This window comes from Aphanothece stagnina RSMan2012 (genome assembly GCF_046764815.1).
Lineage (GTDB): Bacteria > Cyanobacteriota > Cyanobacteriia > PCC-6307 > Cyanobiaceae > NIES-981.
Map to the genome: position 1 here is coordinate 1 of NZ_JBKOUC010000019.1, position 22,800 is coordinate 22,800.

Annotated in this window: 22 protein-coding genes and 2 pseudogenes; 16 read left to right on the forward strand and 8 right to left on the reverse strand. The window is 68.8% G+C overall.

Annotation, left to right across the window (positions count from 1 at the left end; genetic code table 11):
- Positions 1-32: 32 nt before the first annotated feature.
- From ACLNEE_RS12550 to ACLNEE_RS12560, 3 genes and pseudogenes are all read left to right on the forward strand, one after another.
- A pseudogene (locus ACLNEE_RS12550) lies at positions 33-209 on the forward strand (sigma-70 factor domain-containing protein); the annotation flags it as partial.
- Between the two features lie 69 nt (positions 210-278).
- On the forward strand, positions 279-998 hold the full coding sequence (locus ACLNEE_RS12555; RefSeq protein ID WP_412007200.1) for a sigma-70 family RNA polymerase sigma factor: 720 nt from the start codon (positions 279-281) through the stop codon (positions 996-998).
- 13 nt (positions 999-1,011) lie between these two features.
- Positions 1,012-1,683: a phosphatidate cytidylyltransferase gene (locus ACLNEE_RS12560; RefSeq protein ID WP_411422992.1), complete on the forward strand. Its 672-nt coding sequence runs from the start codon at positions 1,012-1,014 to the stop codon at positions 1,681-1,683.
- A gap of 19 nt (positions 1,684-1,702) precedes the next feature.
- Here ACLNEE_RS12560 and ACLNEE_RS12565 read toward each other — a convergent pair whose 3' ends face one another.
- Both ACLNEE_RS12565 and ACLNEE_RS12570 read right to left on the reverse strand, forming a co-directional pair.
- Complete coding sequence (locus ACLNEE_RS12565) at positions 1,703-2,026, reverse strand: hypothetical protein (RefSeq protein ID WP_411422991.1); 324 nt, start codon at positions 2,024-2,026, stop codon at positions 1,703-1,705.
- Positions 2,027-2,204: 178 nt separating this feature from the next.
- Positions 2,205-3,287 carry a 3-deoxy-7-phosphoheptulonate synthase gene (locus ACLNEE_RS12570; RefSeq protein WP_411422990.1) on the reverse strand — a complete coding sequence of 361 codons (1,083 nt, stop codon included), beginning with the start codon at positions 3,285-3,287 and terminating at the stop codon, positions 2,205-2,207.
- 131 nt (positions 3,288-3,418) lie between these two features.
- On the opposite strand from ACLNEE_RS12570, the gene acnB reads away from it, so the two are divergent.
- The 5 genes from acnB (at position 3,419) to ACLNEE_RS12595 (ending at position 11,285) form a co-directional block, all read left to right on the forward strand.
- Positions 3,419-6,034, forward strand: coding sequence for a bifunctional aconitate hydratase 2/2-methylisocitrate dehydratase (acnB, locus tag ACLNEE_RS12575; protein ID WP_411422989.1), 2,616 nt, complete (start codon positions 3,419-3,421; stop codon positions 6,032-6,034).
- A gap of 13 nt (positions 6,035-6,047) precedes the next feature.
- Positions 6,048-7,577 (forward strand): chloride channel protein, encoded by a 1,530-nt coding sequence (locus tag ACLNEE_RS12580; RefSeq protein ID WP_411422988.1) that lies wholly within the window; start codon positions 6,048-6,050, stop codon positions 7,575-7,577.
- Positions 7,578-7,608: 31 nt separating this feature from the next.
- A complete protein-coding gene (locus tag ACLNEE_RS12585) occupies positions 7,609-8,094 on the forward strand; it encodes a hypothetical protein (RefSeq protein WP_412007190.1) in 486 nt (161 codons plus the stop codon).
- 57 nt (positions 8,095-8,151) lie between these two features.
- Positions 8,152-9,783: a B12-binding domain-containing radical SAM protein gene (locus ACLNEE_RS12590; protein ID WP_411423004.1), complete on the forward strand. Its 1,632-nt coding sequence runs from the start codon at positions 8,152-8,154 to the stop codon at positions 9,781-9,783.
- Between the two features lie 137 nt (positions 9,784-9,920).
- Positions 9,921-11,285 (forward strand): S8 family serine peptidase, encoded by a 1,365-nt coding sequence (locus tag ACLNEE_RS12595; RefSeq protein WP_411422986.1) that lies wholly within the window; start codon positions 9,921-9,923, stop codon positions 11,283-11,285.
- 80 nt (positions 11,286-11,365) lie between these two features.
- On the opposite strand, the gene purU is transcribed toward ACLNEE_RS12595, so the two are convergent.
- A complete protein-coding gene (gene purU / locus ACLNEE_RS12600) occupies positions 11,366-12,235 on the reverse strand; it encodes a formyltetrahydrofolate deformylase (RefSeq protein WP_411422985.1) in 870 nt (289 codons plus the stop codon).
- 21 nt (positions 12,236-12,256) lie between these two features.
- Positions 12,257-12,517, reverse strand: coding sequence for a sulfiredoxin (locus tag ACLNEE_RS12605; RefSeq protein ID WP_411422984.1), 261 nt, complete (start codon positions 12,515-12,517; stop codon positions 12,257-12,259).
- A 125-nt stretch (positions 12,518-12,642) separates the two neighbouring features.
- Between ACLNEE_RS12605 and psbQ the strand changes: the two genes are divergently transcribed.
- The 3 genes from psbQ (at position 12,643) to pstS (ending at position 15,413) form a co-directional block, all read left to right on the forward strand.
- Positions 12,643-13,182 (forward strand): photosystem II protein PsbQ, encoded by a 540-nt coding sequence (gene psbQ / locus ACLNEE_RS12610; RefSeq protein ID WP_411422983.1) that lies wholly within the window; start codon positions 12,643-12,645, stop codon positions 13,180-13,182.
- Positions 13,183-13,228: 46 nt separating this feature from the next.
- Positions 13,229-14,323: an NAD(P)/FAD-dependent oxidoreductase gene (locus ACLNEE_RS12615; RefSeq protein WP_411422982.1), complete on the forward strand. Its 1,095-nt coding sequence runs from the start codon at positions 13,229-13,231 to the stop codon at positions 14,321-14,323.
- Between the two features lie 82 nt (positions 14,324-14,405).
- Positions 14,406-15,413: a phosphate ABC transporter substrate-binding protein PstS gene (gene pstS, locus ACLNEE_RS12620; protein WP_412007191.1), complete on the forward strand. Its 1,008-nt coding sequence runs from the start codon at positions 14,406-14,408 to the stop codon at positions 15,411-15,413.
- Positions 15,414-15,435: 22 nt separating this feature from the next.
- On the opposite strand, the gene ACLNEE_RS12625 is transcribed toward pstS, so the two are convergent.
- Both ACLNEE_RS12625 and dnaK read right to left on the reverse strand, forming a co-directional pair.
- Entirely contained in the window at positions 15,436-16,260 is an 825-nt protein-coding gene (locus ACLNEE_RS12625) for an oxidoreductase (RefSeq protein ID WP_411422980.1), read from the reverse strand.
- A 126-nt stretch (positions 16,261-16,386) separates the two neighbouring features.
- Positions 16,387-18,294 (reverse strand): molecular chaperone DnaK, encoded by a 1,908-nt coding sequence (gene dnaK, locus ACLNEE_RS12630; protein ID WP_411422979.1) that lies wholly within the window; start codon positions 18,292-18,294, stop codon positions 16,387-16,389.
- Between the two features lie 128 nt (positions 18,295-18,422).
- On the opposite strand from dnaK, the gene ACLNEE_RS12635 reads away from it, so the two are divergent.
- The 4 genes and pseudogenes from ACLNEE_RS12635 (at position 18,423) to ACLNEE_RS12650 (ending at position 20,839) form a co-directional block, all read left to right on the forward strand.
- Positions 18,423-19,328 (forward strand): shikimate dehydrogenase, encoded by a 906-nt coding sequence (locus tag ACLNEE_RS12635; protein ID WP_411422978.1) that lies wholly within the window; start codon positions 18,423-18,425, stop codon positions 19,326-19,328.
- Between the two features lie 21 nt (positions 19,329-19,349).
- Positions 19,350-19,823, forward strand: a pseudogene (locus tag ACLNEE_RS12640) (Tic20 family protein); the annotation flags it as partial.
- Between the two features lie 108 nt (positions 19,824-19,931).
- Complete coding sequence (gene rpsF, locus ACLNEE_RS12645) at positions 19,932-20,294, forward strand: 30S ribosomal protein S6 (RefSeq protein ID WP_411422977.1); 363 nt, start codon at positions 19,932-19,934, stop codon at positions 20,292-20,294.
- 80 nt (positions 20,295-20,374) lie between these two features.
- Positions 20,375-20,839, forward strand: a complete 465-nt coding sequence (locus ACLNEE_RS12650; RefSeq protein WP_411422976.1) for a hypothetical protein — start codon at positions 20,375-20,377, stop codon at positions 20,837-20,839.
- A gap of 45 nt (positions 20,840-20,884) precedes the next feature.
- Here the strand turns inward: ACLNEE_RS12650 and ACLNEE_RS12655 are convergent, their stop codons facing one another.
- Both ACLNEE_RS12655 and ACLNEE_RS12660 read right to left on the reverse strand, forming a co-directional pair.
- Entirely contained in the window at positions 20,885-22,090 is a 1,206-nt protein-coding gene (locus ACLNEE_RS12655; RefSeq protein WP_411422975.1) for an argininosuccinate synthase, read from the reverse strand.
- A gap of 18 nt (positions 22,091-22,108) precedes the next feature.
- Positions 22,109-22,363 carry a hypothetical protein gene (locus ACLNEE_RS12660; protein ID WP_411422974.1) on the reverse strand — a complete coding sequence of 85 codons (255 nt, stop codon included), beginning with the start codon at positions 22,361-22,363 and terminating at the stop codon, positions 22,109-22,111.
- Positions 22,364-22,516: 153 nt separating this feature from the next.
- Here ACLNEE_RS12660 and ACLNEE_RS12665 point away from each other — a divergent pair, with 153 nt between their 5' ends.
- Positions 22,517-22,792 carry a DUF3134 family protein gene (locus ACLNEE_RS12665; protein ID WP_411422973.1) on the forward strand — a complete coding sequence of 92 codons (276 nt, stop codon included), beginning with the start codon at positions 22,517-22,519 and terminating at the stop codon, positions 22,790-22,792.
- Positions 22,793-22,800 lie beyond the last annotated feature (8 nt).

The window sequence follows — 22,800 nt, forward strand, 5'->3', positions numbered from 1 at the left end:
GGACGCCTACGCAATCCGCTTCTCGCGTCACCTTGGTTGACGTCAAGAAGTCGGCCCAATCTCTAACTGCGACAGGCCAGGCTACACGTGCGACAGGACCCCGTTCGTCCGGCCGCCTGAGTGCCGATTCCATCGGCTGGTATCTCAGCAACATCGGCCGTGTGCCACTGCTCACACCGGCCGAAGAGATCGAGCTCGCCCATCACGTTCAGGCCGGAAAACGCCTCCAGTCCGTACCAGTTGATGAGCTGACCCCGAAGCACAAGCGACAGTTACGCATGGCCCAGAGGGCACGCGACCGCATGATGGCCGCCAACCTCCGCCTGGTCGTGAGTGTGGCCAAGAAATATCAGAACCAGGGCCTGGAATTGCTGGACCTGGTGCAGGAAGGGGCGATCGGTCTGGAGCGCGCCGTCGACAAGTTCGATCCGGCGATGGGCTACAAGTTCTCCACCTATGCCTACTGGTGGATCCGCCAGGGGATGACCCGGGCCATCGACAACAGCGCCCGCACCATCCGGCTTCCGATCCACATCAGTGAAAAGCTCTCCAAGATGCGCCGCGTCACGCGGGAGCTCTCCCATCGGCTGGGCCGGCAGCCCAACCGGCTGGAGCTGTCCCATGCCATGGACATGCGCCCGGAGGAACTCGAGGAGCTGATGGCCCAGAGTGCTCCCTGTGCCTCGCTCGATGCCCATGCCCGGGGCGAGGAGGACCGCAGCACCCTGGGAGAGCTGATCGCCGATCCGGCCAGCAACGAGCATTTCGACTCCATGGACCGCCACATCCAGAAGGAACACCTCGGTGCCTGGCTGTCCCAGCTGAACGAGCGTGAGCAGACGATCATCCGGCTGCGTTTCGGGCTGGAAGGATCCGAGCCGCTGACCCTGGCCGAGATCGGTCGGCTGATCAACGTCTCCCGCGAGCGGGTGCGCCAGCTGGAAGCCAAGGCGATCATGAAGCTGCGCCTGATGAGCAACTACCAGCAGGCCGCCTGAGCGGAGGCGCCGGGTGACCGACTGGCAGCATCAGCTGGTCGCCGTGCTGGCGGTGGCCGGATGGCTGGCCGTCCTCAGCGCCGCTGCCGTGCTGGTGCGCCGTCGCTGGAACGGGGAGCTGGCCCAGGCGCAGCGGGAATGGAGTCGCAAACTGGTGCACATCGGCACAGGCCTGGTCATCCCGATGGCCTGGGGCCTGGGCATTGATCGCGGGGTGGCCCTGCCGGCTGCCGCCCTTGTCACGGTGCTGGCTGCCCTGAACCACCGCACCCGGCTGCTGCCGGCGGTGGAGGATGTGGGGCGCCACAGCTACGGCACCGTCGCCTACGGGGCGTCGATCACCCTGTTGCTGTGGTGGTTCTGGCCTGACCAGCCGGCCCCGGTGGCCGCCGGCGTGCTGGTGATGGCCCTGGGGGATGGGCTGGCGGGACTGCTGGGCCCCCTCTGGCCGTCGCCGAGCTGGAAGGTGCTGGGCCAGCGCCGCTCCGTGGCCGGCACGGCTGTGATGGGGCTCGCCAGTGTCACGGTGCTCGGCATCCTGAGCGCGACGGTGGGAGGTCCCGGTCCTGGCGCGGTGGTGGCCATGGCGGCGGCGGCGACCCTGCTGGAGCAGGTCGCGCTGGTGGGCGTGGACAACCTCACGGTCCCCCTCGGGGTGGCCTGGCTGTGGCAGAGGCTGGGTTAGGGCGCCGCGAGGGGTGCCGCTAGGCCTCGAGGAGATCCTCGCAGCGACGCTCCCAGTCCTGGGGCGTCCCCAGACCCGCGACCACCACCCGGTCGCCGGGTTCCTCCCGAAGCCGCAGCTGCCACTGGCGAATCAGCTCCGCCTTCTCCAGCCACGCCTCCATCACCGCGTTGTGGATGGCCACGCCATCCCACTGCCGCTGGCGGCCGATCGCCTGGGACCAACCCAGCAGATCATCCAGCTGGAAGGGCCGGAAACCGGCGAAGGCCGGGCCGCGCGCCTGTTCCAGATAGAACATCTGCAGAGGATCTGTCAGGCCGCAGAACTGAAGGAGGAAGGTCATGACTGCCCCCGAGGAACTGCAGAAACCCTATGCACAGCCGCACGAAATGCTGTTCACGAAGAACAGTCTGTTGCAGAAGTGGGCCCCGACCGGATAGTCAGCACTCTCGATATTCGAGTGCCAGAACATCAGCCTGGCGTCTCACCTGGAGGCGCGCCGCGAGGAGCGGCTGGCCGTTTCAGCCCACACCCACCGGCTGCGGACGGTTGGCGATGCTGCGGACGGCAGCCGCCAGCCGCTCCAGGACATCGGTGGTGGCGCTCAGATCGATGCAGGCGTCCGTGATGCTCTGGCCGTAGGTGAGGGTGGAGAGATCCGCCGCAATCTTCTGGTTCCCGGCCACCAGGTGGCTCTCCAGCATCACCCCCATCACGTGCCGGCTGCCAGCGGCCACCTGGGCGGCCACCTGGTCCGCCACCTCGGCCTGGCGGCGGTAGTCCTTGTTGGAGTTGCCGTGGCTGCAGTCGACCATCAGCCTGGAGGGCAGACCCAGGGCCTCGAGGGCCAGGGCGGCCTCCTCGATCGCCTCGGGGTGGTAGTTCGTGCCGCCCTTGCCGCCCCTGAGCACCAGATGGCCGTCGGGATTGCCCGTGGTCGTGATGATCGAGGCGTAGCCCTCCTGGTTGATGCCCAGAAAATGGTGGGGGCGGGCCGCGGCCTCGACGGCGTTGATGGCGGTGGCGATGCTGCCGTCCGTACCGTTCTTGAAGCCGATCGGCATCGAGAGCCCCGAGGCCATCTCGCGGTGGGTCTGGCTCTCGGTGGTGCGGGCGCCGATGGCGGTCCAGGTGATCAGATCGGCGATGTACTGGGGCACGATCGGATCCAGCAGTTCGGTGGCCGCCGGCAGTCCGAGCTCACCGACGTGGAGAAGCAGTTCCCGCGCGAGGCGCAGACCGGTGTTGATGTCGTAGCTGCCGTCGAGATGGGGGTCGTTGATCAGACCCTTCCAGCCCACCGTCGTGCGGGGCTTCTCGAAATACACCCGCATCACCACCTCCAGTTCACCCCGGTGGCGGTCGCGGGCCGCGGCGATCCGGTCGGCGTAATCCTTGGCGGCGGCCACGTCGTGGACCGAACAGGGCCCGACGATCACCAGAAGCCGGGAGTCTCGGCCGTGGAGGATGGCCTGGATGCGCTCCCGGGCCTGCTGCACGGTGTCCGCGGTGCGCTCCGTGATCGGCAGTTCCCGGTGCAGCAGGGCCGGAGACACCAGCGGGCGGGTTTCCACCACATGGAGATCACTGGTGGTGGCGTGCATGGCTGAAAGGGGCCAGAAGTTGGCGTTGTGCCGGGACTCTCCACCCTAGACAGCCGCCTTTTGCAGCTGTTCACACCAACAGTCGGGATCACGGCCAAGAACAATGGGTTCAGAGATGGACCCCGCTGGGCATGGCTGAAGACACCTTCCTGACCCGCTACCGCTCCGCCGCGGCAGAGCGCGAGGCCCTGGGGGTGCCGGCCCTGCCCCTGACAGCCGAGCAGACCCAGGCCCTGACCGAACTGCTGCAGGCTCCCCCCGCCGGCGAGGAAGCCTTCCTGCTGCACCTGCTCAGCGAGCGCATCCCCCCGGGGGTGGATGAGGCGGCCTACGTGAAGGCCGGCTGGCTCTCCGGCGTGGCCAAGACAACGGCGTCGAGCCCCCTGGTGAGCCCGGTGCAGGCCGTGGAGCTGCTGGCCACCATGATCGGCGGCTACAACGTGGGGGCCCTGATCGAGCTGCTCGGCAGCGACGACGACGTCATCGCCCGGGCCGCCGCCGAGGGACTCAGCCGCACCCTGCTGGTCTACGACGCCTACCACGACGTGCTGGACCTGGCCGAGACCAACCCCTGGGCGAAGCAGGTGGTGGACAGCTGGGCCGCTGCGGCGTGGTTCACCGCCAAGCCCGAACTGCCGGCCGCGATCACCGTGACGGTGTTCAAGGTGGAGGGCGAGACCAACACCGACGACCTCTCCCCCGCCACCCACGCCACCACCCGCCCGGACATCCCCCTGCACGCCACGGCGATGCTGGAGACCCGCATGCCCGGCGGCCTGGAGCTGATCGCCCAGCTGAAAACCAAGGGCCATCCCGTGGCCTACGTGGGCGACGTGGTGGGCACCGGCAGCTCGCGCAAGTCGGCCATCAACTCGGTGCTGTGGCACACCGGCACCGACATCCCCCATGTGCCGAACAAGCGCGGCGGCGGCGTGATCCTGGGGGGGAAGATCGCGCCGATCTTCTTCAACACCGCCGAGGACTCCGGCGCCCTGCCGATCGAGTGCGACGTCACCGCGCTGAACTCCGGCGATGTGATCACGATCCGGCCCTACGCCGGCACGATCGAGCGCGCCGCCGGTGAGCCCGGCGCCGGTGAGATCGTGGCCCGCTTCGAGCTCAAACCCAGCACGATCACCGATGAGGTGCGGGCCGGCGGCCGCATCCCCCTGCTGATCGGCCGCTCGCTCACCGACAAGGTGCGCGCCCAGCTGGGGCTGCCCCCCAGCGAGCTGTTCATCCGCCCGGCGGCCCCGGCCGACACCGGCAAGGGTTTCACCCTGGCCCAGAAGATGGTGGGCAAGGCCTGCGGCCTGCCGGGCCTGCGGCCGGGCACCAGCTGCGAGCCGCTGATGACCACCGTGGGCTCCCAGGACACCACCGGGCCGATGACCCGCGATGAGATGAAGGAGCTCGCCTGCCTGGGCTTCTCGGCGGATCTGGTGATGCAGAGCTTCTGCCACACCGCCGCCTACCCCAAGCCCGTGGATCTCAAGACCCACGCCGAGCTGCCCGACTTCATGGCCTCCCGCGGCGGCGTGGCCCTGCGGCCCGGCGACGGCATCATCCACAGCTGGCTCAACCGCATGCTCCTGCCCGACACCGTGGGCACCGGCGGCGACAGCCACACCCGCTTCCCCCTCGGCATCTCCTTCCCGGCCGGCTCGGGCCTGGTGGCCTTCGCCGCCGCGATCGGCGCCATGCCGCTCGACATGCCCGAATCGGTGCTGGTGAAATTCAGCGGCTCGCTGCAGCCGGGCGTGACCCTGCGCGACGTGGTCAACGCCATCCCCTACGTGGCCATCCAGCAGGGGCTGCTCACCGTGGCCAAGGAGGGCAAGAAGAACGTGTTCAACGGCCGGATCATGGAGATCGAGGGCCTGCCCGATCTCAAGCTGGAGCAGGCTTTCGAACTGACGGATGCGACCGCCGAACGCTCCTGTGCCGGCAGCACGATCAAGCTCTCGGTGGACACGGTGAGCGAATACCTGCGCAGCAACGTGGCGCTGCTCAAGAACATGATCGCCCGCGGCTACGGCGATGCCCGCACCCTGGCGCGCCGCATCAAGGCGATGGAGGCCTGGCTGGCCGATCCGCAGCTGATGGAGGCCGACCCCGACGCCGAGTACGCCGAGATCATCGAGATCGACCTCGATGCGATCACCGAGCCGATCCTGGCCTGCCCCAACGACCCCGACAACGTCAAGACCCTCAGTGACGTGGCGGGCGAGCGGATCGATGAGGTGTTCATCGGCTCCTGCATGACCAACATCGGCCACTACCGCGCCGCTGCCAACGTGCTGCAGGGCCAGGGTGAGAACGCCGCCCGGCTGTGGGTGTGCCCACCGACCCGCATGGACGAGGAGAAGCTCAAGGAGGAGGGCTACTACGCCATCTTCGAAGCTGCCGGATCGCGCATGGAGATGCCCGGCTGCTCGCTCTGCATGGGCAACCAGGCGCGGGTGGAGGACAACACCACGGTGTTCTCCACCAGCACCCGGAACTTCAACAACCGCCTCGGCAACGGCGCCCAGGTGTACCTGGGCAGCGCCGAACTGGCGGCGGTGTGCGCCCAGCTGGGCCGCATCCCCAGCAAGGAGGAGTACCTGGCGATCGCCGCCGAGAAGATTGACCCCTACGGAGCCGAGCTGTACCGCTACCTCAACTTCGATCAGATCGAGGGCTTCGAGGATTCCGGGCGGGTGGTGAGCGCCGAGGCGGAGGCTGAAGTGCTGGCCGGGGTCTGATGGGGACGGCCCGATGCTGGGTCGCCTGCGACTGACACCACGACCCGCAGGCACCACCGCGCTGCGCCTGCCGCGGCTGGAGCCCGTGCGCAGCACGTCCATCCGGCAGCTGCTGGAGCATCGCTGGCTGGTGGTGGTGCTGGCCCTGATCGTCACGGGGCTGGGGGCCGCCACCGCCGCGCTGGTCTTCCGCAGTGGCCTCGATGGGCTGGGACGCTGGCGCATCCACATGCTGGAGCTGGGCCCCCGCTGGCTGGTGCTGCCGGCCATCGGCGGCGGTGGCGGCCTGGTGGCGGGGTTGCTGGTGCAGTTGCTGGCCCCGGCCGCCCAGGGCTCGGGGATTCCGCAGGTGATGCAGTTCCTGCGGCGTCAGCCGATTCCGATGGGGTTCCAGGTGGCGGCCGTGAAGCTGGTGGCCGGGATCGTGGCGATCGGCAGTGGTTTTCCGCTCGGTCCCTCCGGCCCCTCGGTGCAGATGGGCAGCTCGGTGGGCTGGGAGATGGCCCGGCTGCTGCGTGCACCCAACGCCTTCCGCCGGCTGATCGTGGCCGCCGGGGGCGGCGCCGGCATTGCGGCGGTGTTCAGGGCGCCGATCGGCGGCTTCCTCTACGCGCTCGAAGAACTCCTGCAGGGCGCCCGACCGGTGGTGATGCTGCTGGTGCTGGTCACCACCTTCTGGGCCGACACCTGGGCCGACCTGCTCGGGCTGGCCCGGCTGGTCAATCTCGAACCGGAGTCGGGCGTCGGGGCTTCCGACAGCATCTTCCAGCTGCAGCGGCAGGTGATGGCCTTCGTGGTCGTGCGCCCGATCGACCTGCTGTGGCTCTTCCTGCTGGGAGCCCTGGTGGCCATGGCCGCCGAGCTCTACTGCCGCTACGTGATGGGGCTGCAGCGTCTGCGCCAGAGCTGGCGGATTCCCCTGGCCGGGGCGATGACCGCCACCGGCACCCTGCTGGGGCTGGTCGATGCCTGGCTGCCGCCGGACTTTCTCAACCGCGCCGGCATCCGGCAGGCGATCGCCGAAGGCGATGTGGACCTTGCCAAGGCGCTGGCGATCTTTCTGGTGGTGTTCCTCACCACCGGCATGGCAGCAGCGGCGGGCACGCCCGGCGGACTGTTCGCGCCGATGCTCACCCTCGGGGGAGCGCTGGGGCTGGCTGCGGCTGCCGCGCTGGAGCAGCTCGGTCTCGCCGCTCCCAGCACCGCGGTGTTCGCCGGCATGGGGGCCTTCATGGCCGCCTGCGCCCGCGCGCCGATCAGTGCCACCTTCCTGACCTTCGCGGTGACCAAGGAACTGCTGATCCTCAGGCCCGTGCTGGTGGCCTGCCTGGGCAGCCTGGTGATGGCCCGGCTGCTGCACCCCCAGTCGCTGTTCAAGCGGCTGATGCTGCAGACCCCATCCCCCGGAGGCCCCGCTGAGCCGGATGCCGGCAGCAGCCTGCGCCTCAACTCCGTCCCACTGCGGCCCCGGCCCCTGGAGACGGGGCCGGATCACAACCTGCAACGGACACCCGGCGGGGACGGGCAGACCGGCTCGACCTGAATAGGTTCGTGATGAACATTGCAGAGTGGTCATGGTGACGGCCCAACGTGCCGCGGCAGAAGCCGTTGGCTCAACCCCCCGCCATCAGGCCGGCTCCCTGCGCCGGACCCGCCTGCTGGGCATGGGGATGGCCTGGGCGCTGGCGGGCGGTCTGCTGCTCAGCAGCTGTCAGCAGGCCAAGCAGACGGTGCAGGACACGGTGAAGGAGGCCGCCACCACGACCGGGCAGGCCGCGCTGGCCCCGGCCGTGAACCCGGTGCTGGATCTGCTCAGGCAGGGGGATGCCCAGCTCAACGGCGGCAAGCTGCAGGCCGCCCTCACCACCCTGGGGGGCTTCCCGGCGCTGTGGCAGAAGGCCGCACCCGTCATCCAGCCGCTGGCGGGCGACAAGTGGCCGGCCATCGACCAGGCGGCCCAGCTGCTGATCAAGACCGTGGGCGGCAGCCCCAGCGGCGGGGAAGCCTCCTCGGCCGTCACCGGGCTGATAGGTCCGCTCTCAGCCCTCATGGGCCAGTAGCGCCAGGGCATCCGTCCGGGTGAGACCCTGGATGGGTCCGGACGCACCCCGTCGACCCTGCATCAGGAAACGCTGCTGTTCGAACCCGCCCAGCCGGAGGCCGGGGCCCTGCGCGCGGTGCTGGCCTTCCCCAGCACCTACAGCGTCGGCATCACCAGCCTGGGCTATCAGGTGGTGTGGGCCACCCTGGCCAGGCGGCCCGATGTGGACGTGCGGCGCCTGTTCACCGACCGGGGTGACCCCGTCCACCGCCGCTGCGACCTGTTCGGCCTGTCGCTGAGCTGGGAGCTGGATGGCCCGGTGCTGCTCGACCTGCTGGAGCAGCAGCGCATCCCGATCTGGGCCTGCGAGCGGGGCGATGACGACCCGATCGTGTTCGGCGGTGGACCGGTGCTCACCGCCAATCCGGAACCGCTGGCGCCGTTCTTCGATGCCGTGCTGCTCGGCGATGGCGAGCTGCTGCTGCCGGCCTTCATCGAGGCCCTGCAGGCCTGCCGCGATGCCCCCCGGGCTGACCGTCTGGTGCACCTGGCCGGGGTGAGCGGGGTCTATGTGCCCGCGCTCTACGAACCCCGCTACGGGGCGGATGGTGAGCTGCTCGAGGTCGTGCCCCGGCGCAGCGGCATTCCCGCCACAATCTCCAAACAGACCTGGCAGGGCAACACGCTCAGCCACTCCACGGTGGTCACCCCGGAGGCGGCCTGGCCGGACATCCACATGGTGGAGGTGGTGCGCAGCTGCCCGGAGCTGTGCCGCTTCTGCCTGGCCAGCTATCTGACGCTGCCCTTCCGCACCGCCAGCCTCGATGACGGCCTGATCCCGGCGGTGGAGAAGGGGCTGACCGTGACGCGGCGGCTGGGGCTGCTGGGGGCCTCGGTGACGCAGCATCCGCAGTTCGCCGACCTGCTGCAGTGGCTCGACCAGGACCGTTTCGCGGACACCCGGGTGAGCGTGAGCTCAGTGCGGGCCGCCACGGTGACGCCGGAGCTGGGCCGGATCCTGGCCAAACGCGGCAGCAAGTCGCTGACGATCGCGATCGAAAGCGGCAGCGAACGGATGCGCGAGGTGGTGAACAAGAAGCTGGCCACCGAGGAGATCTTCGCCGCCGCCCACTACGCAAAGGAGGGTGGCCTGAGCGGCCTGAAGCTCTACGGCATGGCCGGGCTGCCCACGGAGGAGGAGGCTGACGTCGAAGCGACCGCTTCCCTGCTGCTGGACCTCAAGAAGGCCACCCCCGGCCTGCGGCTCAGCCTGGGCGTGAGCACCTTCGTGCCCAAGGCCCACACCCCCTTCCAATGGCAGGGGGTGCGGCCCGAAGCCGAGAAACGCCTCAAGCTGCTGGCCAAACGGCTCAAGCCCAAGGGGGTCGAGCTGCGCCCCGAGAGCTACGGCTGGAGCGTGATCCAGGCGCTGCTCTCCCGCAGCGACCGACGCCTGGCGCCGGTGATCGCCGCGGCCCGGGGCAGCCACGAGAGCCTGGGGGGCTGGAAGCGGGCCTACCGGGCCGTGCTGGCCGGCGAGGTGGAACGACCGGCGGGGATGCCGCCGCCGCCACCCTGGGAGGAGGTGGTCCACAGCACCTGGAGTCCGGAGCGGGTGCTGCCATGGGAACATTTGCGCGGACCCTTGAGCAAGGAGGTGCTGCAGGGGCACGCGCGGCGGGCCCTCCAACCTGAACCCCACCGCTGAGACCGGGAAGCCGCAGCTCGGACCAACATGAGAGCAACGGCAGCCAATAACTTCAAATCAATTGCGGATCCTTCGATTGCCCGATCGACAAAACCGCGATAGAATTAATATTCTGAGCAGAGATCAGGCAAAGGATCATGGCTTCCTCCATTCTTGAACCCTGGGAGTCTTCCGGCCCAAATCGCCGGAGCAGGAGCGGAGAGGAAGAAATCCTTAAGCTCCAGGGATCAACTTCGCAGGAGGTTGTGGTCAGCAGCGATCCGCTCACCGGAATGAGCGTCACCACAGCAGGCGTTCCCCTCACGACGGCGAACACGCCGCCGAAGGGTCAAGTTTTCCAGACGTCCGTCGATCGCGTCACCGGAGTGCCCGGCACGAGCAAAGCGGCGGCAACCCGACGCCTGTACATCATCACCCTCGAGGATGGTGGCCCTCCTCTCAGTGAGCGGGCTCGCGAGGTCCTTGGGGACGTCCAACCCCAGGCCCTCTTCAAGAACCTCGGCATGCTCACCGCCCGCCTCACCAGCGCCCAGGCCGCGGCGCTTGAGCGCCGCGGCGGGGTCAAGCGCGTGGAAGCCGATCAGGTGGTGAGCCTCAGTCGCCCCGACGCCGCGGCACCACCTCCTGGCAAGGGACCCGGTGGTGGGGGTGACGCTCCAGCGGAGTCCACTTCACAGGTGCTGGACTGGGGGGTGAAATGGGTTTGGGGCAATCAGGACAGAACCTCAACCATTGGATCCTTCGCGAGCAAACGCGCGTTTGTCCTGGATACCGGAATCTCCCCCAACACCGGTGACCTCAACTTCGACAAAAATGATCCGATCAACAAAGATTTCACAGGGAGTCGCAAGAGTGGCTTCTACGACAGAAACGGCCATGGCACCCATGTCGCCGGAACGATTGCGGCCATCAACAACGACCGTGGTGTTGTCGGGGTGGCACCCGGCGCGAAGGTGTTTGCGATCAAGGTATTGAACGATCAGGGCAGTGGCACCTACAGCGGGATCATTGCAGGAATCGATTACATGATGACAGTTGCAGGGACTGGCGACGTTGCCAATCTCAGCCTGGGCGGGGGATATTTTGAATCCCTGAACGATGCGATTCAGCAAGCCGCCACCGAAAAAGGGATTCGCTTTTCCCTGGCAGCCGGCAATTCCTATGCCGATGTGGATTCCTTCAGCCCGGCAAGCGCTGGCAACCCGGCGGCAGGTATCTATACGATCAGTGCTCATGATCGCTACAGCAAAAACGCCTCTTTCACAAATTTTGACAACCTCGTTGGTGCCGGTGATGTTGACAACGTGGCCTATGCCGCTCCTGGCGTGAACATCACATCCCTCCGGATTGACGGCTCCACAGTGGCCTATAGCGGCACATCCATGGCGGCTCCCCACGTGGCCGGCCTGCTGCTGATCGGAGGGTTCAAGGTCAGTACAGACTTGGCCCAGACCTTCGGGGGGGAAAGGACCGATCCCTTGGCGATGACCAACCTCGCCTGACTCACTCTCACCTCCAGCAGAAAGAAGTTGCCCTTGTCCTGGTTTCTGCACCTCGCCAACAGTTTCACCTGGCACGAGGCTCAGTCGAACACCGCCGTGCGCCCCCGGTACACCATCACCTGGCGGCGCAGGTGCAGGCGCACCGCCCGGGAGAGGGCCAGCCGCTCGGTGTCGCGGCCCTTGCGGATCAGGTCCTCCACCTCGTCGCGGTGGCTCACGTGCACCGTGGCCTGCTCGATGATCGGGCCGGCATCGAGGTCCTCGGTCACGTAGTGGGCCGTGGCCCCGATCAGCTTCACCCCCCGCTCCCAGGCCCGGTGGTACGGCTGCGCCCCCTGAAACGCAGGCAGGAAGGAGTGGTGGATGTTGATCACCTGCGCCCCGCCCCCACCCTGGAACGCCGCCAGGAACTCGGCGCTCAGCACCTGCATGTACTTGGCCAGCACCACCAGCTCGATGCCGTGCTCCCGCAGCAGCTCGAGCTGCTGGGCCTCAGCCTCCGGCTTGGTGGCCGCCGTGAGCGGCACCTGCACGAAGCTGGCCCCGAACCCCTCCGCTAGGTCCTGCAGATCGGGGTGGTTCGACACCACCAGCGGTACCTGCATCGGAAGCTCCCCGGCCCGCACCCGCCAGAGCAGATCCACCAGGCAGTGGTCCTGGCGGCTCACGAAGATGGCCGCGCGGGGAAGGACATCGGAGAAGTGGAGCTGACCCTCCCCCCCCAGCCGCGCGGCCAGGGCGGTCGCGGCGGGCTCGATCGCCTCCCGCGGCAGCCCGAAGCCCTCCAGCGCCCACTCGATGCGGCTGAGGAAGAGGCCCGCCCCCAGGTCGGTGTGGTGATCGGCGTGGCGGATGTTGCCGCCGTTCGCCGCCACCCAGCCCGAGAGCTCGCTGACCAGGGCCGGGCGATCCGGGCAGATCACCTGGAGGATGGCGGTCGAGGACGGCATGGTCGCGGCCGGACGGGTGCGTCAGAGCATGTGCATGCGTAGCACCTGGGGTGTGGCCCGCCGGATCCGGGCCTGAATCGTGGGCAGACCCAGACGTTCATGGGCCGCCACCCGGTGGCAGCCGTTGAACCCCCACCACTGGCCGTCGACCTCGAGCACATCGATGGGTTCCCTCTGCCCTTCGGCCGCGATCGAGGCCATCAGCGCCGCCACCTTCGCCTCATCGAGGCTGCGCTCCAGGGGGCGGCGGATGGCGGCCAGGGGGAGGACAGCGAGACGCATGGCACTAACTCATAGTCACTCCGTTTTAGAGCGTTGGGCGTGGATGTGGCGAGGGGCAACAGTGATCCAGGAACGCCCTGCCGGGGCCGATACAGTCAGCTCCACGCCTCGACGACCTCACCGTGATGGCCCCCCTGACCGTGATGGCCCCTGCTTTGCCAGCGCCCTCCCTGATCTCCCGCCTGCGCAGCGCCATCGCCCTGCCGCTCCGCCGGCTGGCCATGCTGGCCCTGGTCGTCGTGCTCGGGGTCGGCCTCACGGCCTGTGACGCCAGCCAGGCCAAGCCGCCCACCCTGAGCACCGACGACATCGCCGCGATCGAGCGCCAGGCCGAGGGGTTCCTCGCCGCCCGTGACCGGCTGCCCGAGCTCGCCGCCCTGGTCAACAGCCGCGACTGGACCTTCACCCGCAACGTGATCCACGGGCCGATGCAGGAGGTGGGGCGCCAGATGCTGTACATCAACCAGCGCCTGCTGCCGGCCGACCAGGCCGAGGCCGACAAGCTCGCCACCCAGCTCAAGAGCGCCCTGGCCCAGCTCGATGAGGCGGCCCGCCTGCAGGACGGCGAGAAGCTGCGCAAGGCCTACATCCAGGTGGCCAGCGGCTTCGGGCGCTACGCCCAGATCCTGCCCCAGCAGGTGCAGGCCGACCTGAAGCAGGTCTGAGGCCTTTCAAGCTCAGCACCTCCCGGCAGAACCCTTGAGGCCCGCGGTGGCCCGCTCCCAGCCCGTGGTGGTGGTCGGGGCGGGCATCGTGGGCCTCTGCTGCGCCTGGCTGCTGCAGCGCCAGGGCCATCCGGTGGCGTTGGTGGATCCGGCCCTGGAGGGCCCTCCGAGCGAAGGGTCCGGCAGTGTGGCCGCTCTCGGGGTGTTGATGGCCCAGGTGTTCCACCGCGGCAGCGGCCGGGCCTGGCGCCTGCGGCAGCGCAGCCTGCAGCTCTGGCAGGACTGGCTGGGCGAGCTGCAGGCCCGCGGCCATCCGGTGAGCCGGCGGGAGGGGCTGCTCCTGCTGGCCACCGACCCCCAGGAACGGGAGCGGCAGGAACGGCTGGTGGCGGAACGCCAGGCCCGGGGCTTCCCGCTGGCGTTCTGGTCCCGCGAGCGCCTGGCAACGCTGCAGCCCGCCGTGCCCGCCGCCGCCCTGGGTGCTCTGCACTCGCCCCACGACGGCCAGCTCGACCCGAGGGCCGCCATGGCGGCCCTGCTGGCGGATGCCCGCGACCGCGGCCTGGTCACCCACGCCACCAAGGCCGCCGCGATCAGCCGTGGACCGGCCGGGCAGTGGATCGTTCACGGCGGCGCGGCCGAGCGCTTCAACGCCGCCTGGCTCGTGCTCAGCGCCGGTGTAGCCAGCGCCGGGCTGCTGGAGGCCCTCGGCCACAGGCTGCCGATGGAACCGGTGCTGGGGCAGGCCCTGGAACTTGAGCTGAGCGCCCCGCCCGGCTGGACCTGGCCCGGGGTGGTGGTGTGGCGCGGCCAGAACGTGGTGCCTCGGCCCGACCTGGCTGGAGGGCGGCGCCTGTGGCTGGGGGCCACCCTGGAGCCTGGCGACCGCGCCGACCCGAGCAGGCTGGCCGAGCTGCGCGGCTGGGCCGGAGCCGAGCTGAGCTGGCTGCAGGACGCCACGGTGCGAGGGCAGTGGCAGGGTGCCCGCTGCCATCCGGTCGGCCGACCGGCCCCCCTGCTGGAGGAGCTGGAACCGGGGTTGCTGCTGGCCAGCGGTCACTACCGCAACGGTGTCCTGCTGGCACCGGCCTCGGCGCAGTGGGTGCTGGAGCAGGTGGAGCACAGGGCGATCGAGCATTAAGAACCGGTTATCGCAACAGGCCGCGCGCTTGCGTACGGTCGAGGTGGTGACGTCGTTACCTCCCTCCACCGCCACCACTTTCATGACGCTGCTCTCCGGCCGACTGCGCCGCACGACCGCCGCCCTCACGCTCTCGGGCCTCACCCTCTCGCTCGCCGCCTGCGGTGGCGGCAGCAGCGGGGATGGCCCGACCGGCACCCTCAGCGGCGCTGGAGCCTCGTTCCCGGCAGCGATCTACCAGCGCTGGTTCAAGGACATGAGCGGGGACGGCATCAATGTGAACTACCAGTCGGTGGGATCCGGCGCCGGCGTGCGTCAGTTCATCGCCGGCACGGTGGACTTCGGTGCCTCGGACAAGCCGATGAAGGACGAGGAGATCGCCAAGGTGGCTCGCGGCGTCCTGCAGATCCCGATGACGGCCGGCGCGATCGCCGTGGCCTACAACAATCCGGGCTGTGAGCTGAAGCTCAGCCAGAAGCAGCTGGCCGATGTCTTCCTCGGCAAGATCACCAACTTCAAGGAGCTGGGCTGCGACGACAAGAAGATCACCATCGTGCACCGCTCCGATGGTTCCGGCACCACCTACAACTTCACCAAGCACCTGGCCGCGATCAGCCCCGAATGGAAATCCGGGCCGGGCGCCGACAAGGCCGTGAACTGGCCCACCGGCATCGGTGCCAAGGGCAATGAGGGTGTGGCGGCCCAGCTCGGCCAGGTGGATGGCGGTCTGGGCTACGTGGAGGTGGCCTATGTGAAGGACCCGCTGCAGGCCGCGGCCCTGGAGAACGCCTCCGGCGAGAGCGTCAAGCCCACGAATGAAAGCGAAAGCGAGGCGCTCGGCGCGATCGATCTCGGGCCGGACCTGATCGGTGGCGACCCCAATCCCGCCAAGGGCTACCCGATCGTCACCTTCACCTGGATCCTGGCCTACCAGAGCGGCAACGGCGAGAAGACCGAGCTGCTGCAGAAGGTCTTCAACACCATGCTCTCCGAACCCAACCAGGCCCTGGCGCCTGAACTCGGCTACGTGACCATGCCCGCGTCGGTGATCGAGAAATCCAAGGCGGCCGTGGCCCAGATCGCCCAGTAGCCCACGGGTCGGCCGGGCCAGCTCAGGTCATTTCGCGTCGGAGCAGGGCATCCCACAGCCGCGTCGGCATCAGCCGATGGGCGACCATCGAGACGGCTGCCTGGTGGCCACAGGCATAACGGGCCTCAGGGGTGGGTTCCTCGAGGGCCCTGCCAATCGTGCGCGCCACCAGCTCCGGTTCCGAGGCCCGGCGGTACACCCGCTCCCAGGCGGCGGCGACCCGCCGCATCATGGGGCCATACACCGCTGATCCCAGATTGGCCTCCATCGAGGGAGCCGTGACCTCGGCGAAGGCGGTGCGGATCAGGCCCGGCTGAATCACGACCACCTGGATCCCGAACGGCTGCAGCTCCAGGCGCAGGGCATCGCTGAGCCCCTCCAGGGCGAACTTGCTGGCGCCATACCAGCCCGCACCCGGCGTCACCACCTCACCGGCCATCGAGGAGACGTTCACGACACGGCCACGGCCACGCTCCCGCATGGAGGGAAGCACCAGCTGGGTCAGGCCCATCAGGCCGAACAGGTTGACCTCGAACATCGCCCGGGCATCGGCGAGGTCCACGGTTTCCATCGGCCCGATATGGCCGTAGCCGGCATTGTTGACCAACGCCTCGATCGGTCCCTCCCGGGCCAGAACCTGCTCCACCAGCGCCTGCCGCGAGGCGGCATCCGCCACATCGAGCGGCATGACGGCGGCCCCCGCAGCCGCCAGGGCCTCCATGGCCTCAACCCGCCGGGCGGCGGCCACAACCCGCCAACCCCCTGCGAGCAGCTGATGAACCGTGGCCGCGCCGATGCCGGAGGAGGCGCCGGTCACCAGAGCCAGACGGGAGCTGGGCGAAGCCATCGGCACGCGGAAAGGGACGGGCGGAGGGTCTCCCGCTGGCCGGACCCTACCGGGAGACCCCATGAAAACGCCCCAGCCGAAGCCGGGGCGATTGGAACGGAGTTCAGGGCCGTCACCGGCCGGGGTTCACTTGCTCTCGGTGAACTCGGCGTCGATCACATCGTCGCTGGCGGCTGAGCCCGCGGAGTCGGGGCCGGCGCCGTTGCCACCGGCCGCTGCGGCCTCGGCACCGGCGGCCTGCTGGTAGACCGCCGCACCGGCGGCATAGAGAGCCTGCTGGAGGGTTTCGAGCTCCGACTTCATCGTGGCGAAGTCCTCCTTCTCAACGGCCTCCTTGAGCTTCTTGCTGGACTCCTCGACCTTCGCCTTGTCCTCGGCGCCCACCTTGTCGCCGAGCTCGCCCAGCTGCTTCTCGGCCTGGTAGATCAGGGTCTCGGCCTGGTTCTTGAGGTCGATGCGCTCCCGCTTCTCCTTGTCGGAGGCGGCATTGCTCTCGGCCTCCTTGACCATCTTCTCCACCTCGTTCTCACTGAGGGTGGAGGCGCCGGTGATCGAGATGCTCTGCTCCTTGCCGCTGCCCTTGTCCTTGGCGGTCACGCTGAGGATGCCGTTGGCGTCGATGTCGAAGGTGACCTCGATCTGGGGCACGCCGCGGGGGGCCGGCGGGATGCCGTCGAGACGGAAGGTGCCCAGCGACTTGTTGTCACTGGCCATCTCACGCTCACCCTGCAGCACGTGGATCTCCACGTTCGTCTGACCATCCACCGCAGTGGAGTACACCTCGGATTTCTTGGTGGGGATGGTGGTGTTGCGGGGGATCATCTTGGTCATCACGCCGCCGAGGGTCTCCACGCCGAGGGAGAGCGGCGTGACGTCGAGCAGGAGGATGTCCTTCACCTCACCGGCGAGCACACCGCCCTGAATCGCGGCACCCACCGCCACCACCTCATCGGGGTTGACGGTCTGGTTCGGATCCTTGCCCGTGACCCGCTTGACCAGCTCGAGAACGGCCGGGATGCGGGTGGAACCACCCACCATCACCACCTCGTCCAGCTCGGCGGCCGACAGCTTGGCGTCCTTGAGGGCCTGCTCCACCGGCACGCGGCAGCGGTCGATCAGCTTGCTGGCCAGCTCCTCGAACTTGGCCCGGGTGAGGGTGAGATCGAGGTGCTTCGGTCCCTCGGGTGTGGCCGTGATGAACGGCAGGTTGATTTCGCTCTGGGTGGCACTGGAGAGCTCGATCTTGGCCTTCTCGGCCGCCTCGGTGAGGCGCTGCAGGGCCTGCTTGTCCTGGCGCAGGTCGATGCCCTCGTTGCCCTTGAAGCTGTCGGCCAGATAGTCGACGATCACCTTGTCGAAGTCATCCCCGCCCAGGTGGGTGTCGCCGGAGGTGGAGAGCACCTCGAACACACCGTCGCCCACCTCGAGCACCGACACGTCGAAGGTGCCGCCGCCCAGGTCGAAGACCAGGATCCGCTCGTTGCTCTTCTTGTCGAGACCGTAGGCCAGGGCCGCGGCGGTCGGCTCGTTGATGATCCGCAGCACCTCGAGGCCGGCGATCTTGCCGGCGTCCTTGGTGGCCTGGCGCTGGGAGTCGTTGAAGTAGGCAGGCACGGTGATCACCGCCTGGGTGACGGTCTCACCGAGGTACTTGCCGGCGTCCTCGGCCAGCTTGCGCAGCACCTGGGCGCTCACCTCCTCGGGGGCGAACTGCTTGTTCAGCACCGGGCACTTCACCTTGACGTTGGCGCCGGCCTTCTCCACGCCGTAGCTGACCTCCTTGGATTCCTCGTTCACCTCATCGACGCGGCGACCGATGAAGCGCTTCACCGAGTAGAAGGTGTTCTCGGGGTTCATGACCGCCTGGCGCTTGGCGATCTGACCCACCAGCTGGTCCTGGTTCTTGGTGTAGGCCACCACCGAGGGAGTCGTGCGGAACCCTTCGGCGTTGGCGATCACCGTGGGCTTGCCGCCCTCCATCACGGCAACGCAGCTGTTCGTGGTGCCGAGGTCAATGCCGACGACCTTTCCCATGGGTTCCCACCTCCTTGGTGGTGAAAGTTGAGTTCCTGCATCTTCATCAGTGAGGCCTTGCCGAGGCGAGGGGTGGTTCCCGAACAGGCGGTTACGGTTCGGATCCGCCGCTGCCCTGATCGCCCGTCATGGCCCTCTCCATCTCCGCTCACACCGCCCTGGTGGGGGTCCTGGGGGATCCGGTGCGGCACTCGCTCTCGCCGGCCATGCACAACGCCGCCCTGCAGGAACTCGGCCTGGACTGGGTCTATCTGGCGCTGCCGGCCCCGGCGGACCAGCTGCCGCAGGTGGTGCAGGCCCTGGAGGCGATGGACTGCCGCGGCCTGAACGTGACCCTCCCTCACAAACAGGCCGTCGCCCCGCTCTGCCGTGAGCTCAGCCCGCTGGCCGCCCGGGTGGGCGCCGTCAACACGCTGCAGCGGCGGGAACGCGAGGGCTGGCTGGGCACCAACACCGATGTGGAGGGCTTCCTGGCCCCCCTCCGCAGCGGGGGACGCGACTGGAGCGGCTGCCGGGCCGTGGTGCTGGGCTGCGGCGGGAGCGCCCGGGCCGTGGTGGCGGGGCTGGTGGAGCTGGGCTGCAGGGCGATCCTGGTGGCCGGGCGCAGCTCCGGATCGCTGCTCTCCTTCGCCGACGGCTGCCGCTCCTGGGCGCCGCAGCTGCAGGTGATCCCCTGGACCCAGCTGCCCGGGGTGCTCCGCGAGAGCGAGCTGGTGGTGAACACCACCCCCGTGGGGATGGCCTCACCCCGGGACCCGGGCGCTGCGCAGGCCTCGCCCCTGGACCCTGAAGCCCTTCGGGCCCTCAGCCCAGGCAGCACGGTCTACGACCTGATCTACACCCCCCGTCCCAGCGCCCTGCTGCGGGCCAGCGCGGCCCAGGGGTGCCGGGTGATCGACGGCCTGGAGATGCTCGTGCAGCAGGGCGCTGCCGCCCTGCGCCTCTGGACCGGGCAGCAGACGGTGCCGGTGGACGCCATGCGCCAGGCGGCGGAGCGCTGCCTGGCCGGCGAGGACGGGCGTGGGGCTGCCTAGCCTTCACGGACCCGTTCCCCATCAGCCATGCAAGGCGCCCCGATCTGGCAACGACTGCTGGCGGCCCTGGCCTACCTCCTGCCGTGGGCGGATGCGGTGAGCTTCGGACGGTCGCTCTTCCAGCTCTTCCCCATGCTGCAGTGGCTGACCCTGCCGGCCCTGCCCGTGGCGCTGGTGCAGCAGGCGGTGCCCTTCGGCGGGTTCCTGCTGTTCCTGGTGCTGTTCCTGGCGGTGGTGCGCAACGCCCGGGTGCCCTACCTGATCCGCTTCAGCGTGCTGCAGGCGATTCTGGTCGACATCGTGCTGGTGCTGCTGGCCCTGGCCTTCAACATCCTGCTGGCTCCCCTGGGGGCAGGCTTCGCCGTGCGAACCCTCAGCAACACGGTCTTCCTCGGGGCCCTGGTGCTGGTGCTGTTCGGGGTGGTGCAGAGCCTGCGGGGCGAGGAGGCCGATCTGCCGGCCATCTCCCAGGCCGTGCGGATGCAGCTGTACTGAGGGTCGACACTGCTGCGATAGGTTGGTCAATCCGTCGCTGATGGTCCCCCGGTCCATCGGCCAACGCCCTCCACCCGGCCCCCGAGGCCTTTTCCGACAGGCGACCCCATGACGCAGCCCTATTACGAGACGATGTACATCCTTCGTCCGGACATTCCGGAAGAAGAGGTGGAGACCCACGTCAACAAGTACCGCGACCTGGTCAGCGAGGCCGGCGGCGACGTGCTGGATTGTCAGATGCGCGGCAAGCGTCGCCTGGCCTACCCCATCGACAAGCACCGCGAAGGCATCTACGTCCAGCTGAACCACAACGGTGACGGCCAGCAGGTGGCCCCCCTGGAGCGGGCCATGCGCCTGTCCGAGGATGTGATCCGCTATCTCACCGTCAAGCAGGACGGCCCCATGCCCGCCCCCCGCGCCGTTCCGGGCGCCGTGAGCGAAGCTCCCGCCGGCGAGCCCGCTGGCGTCTGAGGGCTGAGGCACCAGGCTGCCGGCGCCCAGCCGCCCTGCTTGTCATCCGAGGGGGATCGGCCTAGGTTCCGCCAATGAGCATGGTTCCCCCAGCACAGGGCAGCTTCCCGCTGCACCCCGACAACCTGCCCCCGGCGATGCGGCCCACCGGGATGCCCGCACGGGCGGCCCACGGCACTGTCCCTGACAGTCCCCAGGCTCCGCTTCCAGATCCCGCGAGACGGGTTGCGGGAGCGGAGCCTGGTATCGAGAGGCTCGCCGCCCTGCGGCAGCAGCTGGCCCACACCCATGAGGAACTGGCCTCGCTCCGCTCGCTGATGGAGACCCTGCCCCAGTTGTTCGAGCAGAAGTTCCAGGAGCGCGTCGGGCCCATGCTCCAGCAGCGCCAGCGCCTGCTGGAGCAGAACAGCAGCCTGCGGGACAACCTTCATCAGCTCGCCCCTGCCGGAGCTTCCGCCGATGGGCTGAACGGCCGAGCCGCCCGGCCCAGGCTGGGTGCCGCCCTGCGCCATGCCTTCGGTCTGGAGGACAGCGGCGTCGCCTGAACAGCCTGGCAGCCTGGACCTGACCCTGAGACCTGAGGCGGAGACTCAGCCGCGGCGGCTGGCGGCCCAGAGCCGGGTGGGCAGGCCCCAGACATAGATGAACCCCTCGGCCGCCCGGTGGTCGAACCGGTCCTCGGCGCCATAGGTGGCCATGTCGGGCACGTAGAGGCTGTTGGAGCGGCTGCTTCGACCCACCACCGTGGCGTTGCCCTTGTGCAGCTTGACGCGCACCTCGCCGTTCACCACCGGCTGGGTCCGGTCGATGAAGCCATCGAGGGCATCCTTGAGGGGACCGAACCAGAGGCCCTGGTACACCAGATCGGCCCACTGCTGCTCGAGCTGGCGCTTCGTGCGCAGCACGTCGGCCGCCAGGGTGAGGCTCTCGAGCTCCTGATGGGCCCGGATCAGCATCAGCAGGCCCGGGGTCTCGTAGATCTCGCGGCTCTTGATGCCCACCACCCGGTTCTCGATCATGTCCAGCCGTCCGAACCCATGGCGGCCGGCCAGGCTGTTGGCCGTGCGGATCAGGGTCACCGGATCCAGGCGGACGCCGTCGATGGAGACAGGCCGGCCCTGCTCGAAGCCGATCACAACGGTCTGGGGTTCGGCGGGGGCCTCCGCCACCGAACGGGTCATGGCATAGATCTCCTCCGGGGGCTCCACGTCGGGATCCTCCAGCGGACCGGCCTCGATCGAGCGACCCAGCAGATTCAGATCAATCGAATAGGGGGAGGCCTTGCTGACCGGGGAGGGAATGCCGCAGCGCTCGCCGTAGGCGATGGTCTCCTCCCGGCTCATCCCCCATTCCCGGGCTGGAGTCAGCACCTTGAGCTCCGGTGCCAGGGCACCGATGGCCACGTCGAAACGCACCTGGTCATTGCCCTTGCCGGTGCAGCCATGGGCCACGGCGTCGGCGCCCACCTCCCGGGCGATCTCCACGAGCCTGCGGGCGATCAACGGGCGCGCCAGGGCGGTCGAGAGGGGATAGCGGCCCTCATAGAGGGCGTTGGCCCTGATGGCCGGGAAGGCGAACTCGGTGATGAAGGGTTCGATCAGATCGCCCACCAGCGACTGGGAGGCTCCGGAATCCAGCGCCTTCTGGCGGATCGGCTCGAGTTCATCGCCCTGGCCGAGGTCAGCCGCAAAGGTGATCACCTCCTCCACGCCCCACTCGTTCTTGAGGTAGGGGATGCAGACGCTTGTATCCACCCCGCCGGAATACGCCAGCACTGCCTTCTTGGCCCGGCCCATCAACGCGTCTCCATGCGCTCAGTCGACCGATTCTCCCCTGCGGCCCGCCACCGCCGGTGACCCCGTCGCTGCGGGCAGCGGCCAGCGCCCCAGCAGAGCAAGACCCACCAGCAGGGGGACGCCGAGCACCAGGGCAACGAGCCAGCGGGGGTCGGGCACCAGCGGCTGGGGCCAGCGCTGCCCGGCCGCTGCCAGCGCCATGCTCAGGGCCAGGGCCAGGACCCACAGCCGCAGCACGGCCCGCGGCTTGGCGAAGGGGGGCTGGGGAGGCATGCGGGGGCGGCAGTGTCGCAGCTATGGTGGCGGATTGGCGCCTGTGGGCCCGGCCTCCCGAACCCGCCCGCTCCCAACCCGTGACCCGCGTGGGTTGCGGCCCGTTGCGCCCAGCCTGAACTCCATCGCCAGCCTGAACGGACGTCGGATCGTATGAGCAATCTCTCCCCCTCCAGCCTCAGTCGTCTCGACAGCATCAATCCGTCGCTGACCCGCTACGGCCGCGCGGAGCCCGCTCCGGTGCTGCCCCTGCGGGACGAGCCGGACCTGCTCAGCTGGCTGGAGGCCAGCGGCCGGCTGGTGGCCGATGAGGAGACCGCCGCCACCGAAGTGAGCACGGTCGAAGAGGAGGAGCTCTCCGCCCTGATGGGAGAAAAGGAGGACTACAACCAGGCCGACGAGCAGCAGGAAGAGGACTGGGAGGACTGAGGCAAGGG